This window comes from Herbaspirillum sp. UBA812, from assembly GCF_002296545.1.
GTDB lineage: Bacteria > Pseudomonadota > Gammaproteobacteria > Burkholderiales > Burkholderiaceae_D > Herbaspirillum > Herbaspirillum huttiense.
The window spans coordinates 1-3,952 of sequence record NZ_DBIC01000223.1 but is presented as its reverse complement, the minus strand read 5'-3'; the positions used below and the strand labels follow the sequence as shown (position 1 = coordinate 3,952).

4 protein-coding genes are annotated in these 3,952 nt (G+C 64.5%); all 4 read right to left on the bottom strand.

All coding sequences use genetic code 11. The features are described from left to right. Positions 1-744: ABC transporter permease subunit (locus tag B3873_RS14705; protein WP_286866945.1), on the bottom strand; the 744-nt coding region annotated here is incomplete at its 3' end. Then, entirely contained in the window at positions 738-1,622 is an 885-nt protein-coding gene (locus B3873_RS14700; protein ID WP_276837998.1) for a carbohydrate ABC transporter permease, read from the bottom strand. The genes B3873_RS14700 and B3873_RS14705, both read right to left, overlap by 7 nt. An 8-nt stretch (positions 1,623-1,630) precedes the next feature. Next, entirely contained in the window at positions 1,631-2,926 is a 1,296-nt protein-coding gene (locus tag B3873_RS14695; RefSeq protein WP_286866942.1) for an extracellular solute-binding protein, read from the bottom strand. A gap of 56 nt (positions 2,927-2,982) precedes the next feature. Then, positions 2,983-3,952 (bottom strand): LacI family DNA-binding transcriptional regulator (locus B3873_RS14690; RefSeq protein ID WP_286866941.1); only part of this gene is annotated, 970 nt, incomplete at its 5' end.

Sequence of the window (3,952 nt, the reverse complement as noted above, 5' to 3'; positions counted from 1 at the left end):
GAGGGTGATGGTGCGCATCTGGTCATGGCTGGTGATGACCAGGGGCCACATGTAGTCTTTCCAGGTATTGATGAAGACGATGGATCCCAGCGCCGCAAAATTGGTCTTCGACAGCGGCAGGAGGATATCTACGTAGAAGCGCCACGGCCCGGTCCCGTCGATGCGCGCCGCTTCCACCAGTTCGGGCGGGATGGTGCGGTAGAACTGCAGAAACAGGAAGGTTCCCGTGGCGGACGCCACCAACGGCAAGGACAGGCCTGCATAGGTATTGATCAGGCTGATCGACGGCACCGCATGCTGTCCGCTCAGGCCCAGCGCCTGCAACAGGCTGCGCAGCGGTTCGAACAAGTCAGAGGCCGCTGCATAGGTCGGGACGATGCGTACTTCCAGCGGCAGCAGCAGGGCACTGAACAGCAAGACCAGGATCAGGCCCCGGCAGCGCGGCTGGAAGTAGGTCACTGCAAAAGCCGTGACCGAGGACAGCAGCAGCTTGCCGGTCACCACCAGGGCGGCCACCAGCAGACTGTTGAAGAGATAGCGCCACAGGTCGATGCGCTGCGCCACTTCGCGCAGATTGTCCGGCAGCGCGGTGCCTGGCATGAGCGGCATGCCCTGGCTGATCCACTGCTGGCTGGAGACGCTGGCCGAGCACAGGATCAGGTACAGCGGCCCCAAGGCCAGCACTACGCCCAGCCCCAGGATGCAGTAGGCCAGCGCGGTCATGCGCGGATGGCGCTCTACCATCGTCCTGCTCCCTGGCGGAAGAAGCGCAGCTGCAACACCGTGAGCGCCACGATGAACAGCATCAGGATCACCGACAAGGCCGATGAGCCCGAGAGGTCCAGCCCGATGAAGCCATCCGAATAGATCTGATAGGCCAGGATCGCCGTGCTGCGGCCGGGTCCGCCCTGGGTCAGTGCGTCCACCAGCCCGAAGCCGTGGGTAAAGGCCTCGATCACGTTGAGGACACCGGCCAGCAGCAGTGCCGGTGCGATCATCGGCAACTGGATATCCATGAAGCGCCGCCACGGGCCAGCCCCATCGATGGCGGCGGCTCCCGTCAGATCGGCGGGAATCCGCTGCAAGGCGGCAGAAAACAGGATGAAGTTCAGCGGCACCTGGGTCCAGGCGAAGGCCGCGATCAGTACCAGCATGGCTTGCTGGCCAGCCAGATGGGGTGCCCACAGGCCCGGCCAGAGGTGGTTGAGAAAAGCCAGCAAACCGGTAACCGGATTGATCAAGACCTTCAGCACGATACCGACCACTACCCCGGCCACGGCATAGGGCCAGATGAAGATGCTGCGCAGCAGGCGCTTGGCGCGCACATCCAGTTCCAGGCAGGCCGCCAGTGCCAGGGCGAGGGTCACGGCCAGCAGGGTACTGCCGGCGGTGAAGACCAGCGTGGCGCGCAGGGAGGCATAGAAGCCGTCATCGGTGAGGATGCGCAGGTAGTTGTCCAGTCCGACGAAGCGCGAACCGTTGCCGAAGGGACGTACCAGATAGAAGGACCAGGCGATCGCCTTGACGGCCGGCCACAGGAAGAACAGAAACACGATCAGCATCTGCGGCGCGGCCAGCAGCAGGGGGAACCAGCGGGCAGGGAAGGCGGGGCGGGTATCCATGATGTGTGCTAGCGCTGCGGTGCAGGGGAATCGGCGGGGGCATAGGTGAGGCGGAAACGCTGCAGCAAGGCATCTCCCCGCCGGCGCGCCTTGGCCAGGGCACTCGCCATGTCCTGCTGGCCGGCCAGTGCGGTCTGCACCTGCTCGGTCCAGGCCAGCCGCAGCTGCGGGAAGAAGCCCAGGCGCGGTCCGACTCCTGGCTGGCCAGCGTTCGCATCCAGCGAATGAATGCCCGCCACCACCGAGGCCGGATAGTGCCCCGCATCGTCCATGATCTGGGCTGCCACCTGACGGGTAACGGGCAGGTAACCGGTCTGCCGCACCAGCAGACGCTGGTTCTGCGGTTGCTGCAGATAAGCGATGAAGGCCGCCACGGCCGCATAGACCTGGTCGTCAAATCCCTTCATCACCCACAGCGAGGCGCCGCCGGGTACGCTGTTGTGGCGCGCGCTCCCGGCATGCACCGGCAGCGGCAGTACTGCCAGTCCGGGCAGGCCGCTGCGCGCCACGGCATGCCAGGCGCTGGTGGAGTCGAGCAGCATGGCGCATTCCCCGGTAGTGAAGGCCAGGGTATGACGCCCGGTGTGGGTGGCGGCGGCTTCCACCAGCAGATGCTGTTGATGCCAGCGCTGTACCTGCTGCATGAAGCGCAGATGCAGTCCCTGGTCGAACAGATAGTGGGTGGCCAGGCTCCGGTGGCCGTTGTCTTGGTCGGCCAGCGGTGCGCCCTCAATGGTGCTGACCTGCTCCAGCAGGATCCAGGGATTGAAGTCGCTCACCAGCGGACAGGTCTGGCCAGCCGCGCGCAACTGCCGTGCGGCCTGCTCCAGTTCACTCCAGGTGGCGGGCAGGGTGTTGATGCCGGCCTGCTGCAGCCTGGAAGTGTTCAGGTACAGAACAGCGGTGGAGACATTGAAGGGCAGGGAATCAAACTGCCCCTTGGCATCGGTGTAATAGCTGCGGATCGCGGGCAGGTAATCCTGCCAGTCGACGTGGTAGCCATGCGCGGCCATCAACTGGTGGACCGGCACGATGGCTCCGCTCAGCATCATGTCCAGCGTGCCGACATCGTAGATTTCCACCAGCGCAGGTTGTTGCGCGGCGCGATAGGCGGCGATGGTCTTCTGCATGGTCTGCTCATAGGAGCCGGGCGTGACACAACGTACCTGATGCTGCTTTTGGACGGCATTGAAGCCGGCGCATAGTTGCCGCACGGCCTGGGCCATGGGACCGCTGTGACTGCTCCAGAATTCGAAGCTGGCCGACTGCGCGCGCGCCGCCGCCAAGACCAGCAGCAATGCCATGCAGTGCCGGAAGAGAGTGAGGCGGCAGAATGCGCGGCCTTGACGGGCAGGATGTTTCACATGACCGGGCGGGTACTGTCGCGGATCACCAGGTGCGTCGAGAACATCTTCTGCACCAGGGCCGCCTGGGCGGCGGCCGCATCACCGGACTGGTTGCGCTGCTCCTGGCGCAGCTCGATGCGTTCCAGCAGCAGCTTCACGGCAAACTCGCACATCTCCAGCATGGGCGCGTCCACGCTGGTGAGGGACGGGATGCTGAAGTCGGCATAGCGCATGTTGTCGAAGCCCACCACGCTGATCTCTTGCGGCACCTTCACGCCAAGGTCGTAGAGCGCCTTGAGCGCGCCCAGCGCCATGCGGTCATTGCCGAGGAAGATGGCGTCCGGACGCTCGGACTGGTGACAGAGCTGGGCGGCCGCGCGATAGCCGCTTTCCAGAGACCAGTCACCGGTGACCAACCATTCCGGGCGCGGGGTCAGACCACATTTTTCCAGTCCATCGAGATAACCGAAATAGCGTGCTTCGCTGGAAGTGGGCACGCCTTCTTCGCGCGATTTTCCCTGTTCGTGATCCTTTTGCGGCCCGGTCACCAGGGCGATGCGGCGGCAGCCGGTGCGATAGAGGTGTTCGACCACGGCCAGGCCGGCCTGCCGGTCCGATTGCACGACGTGGTGACAAGCCGGATCGGCCATGCCATAGACCACGCAGGGGTAGCCCAGCCGATGCAATTCACTCACCACCGGATTGCCGGCGCGATTGACCATGGCAATCATGCCGTCGATGCGTCCGGCCAGGAACAGGTCGCGCACATAGACCAGCGAGGCTTCGTCTTCGCGCATCAGATTGCGTTGCAGGAGCGTATAGCCGGCGCGATCGGCTGCGCGGGTGAGGGTCTGCACCACGTTGTGGTAGTGGGTGTCCTGGGTGCGCTCGGAGCGTTCGTCGTAGGACGAGCCATTGAACATCACGCAGGCCAGCGTGCGCGTGGAAATGTTGCGCAGCGAGCGGGCGGCCACGTTGGGGATG

What these genes read in the sequence shown, in the direction of transcription:
- B3873_RS14700 (WP_276837998.1), bottom strand. Translation starts at nt 1,622, where the DNA reads ATGGATACCCGCCCCGCCTTCCCTGCCCGCTGGTTCCCCCTGCTGCTG.
- B3873_RS14695 (WP_286866942.1), bottom strand. Translation starts at nt 2,926, where the DNA reads ATGGCATTGCTGCTGGTCTTGGCGGCGGCGCGCGCGCAGTCGGCCAGC.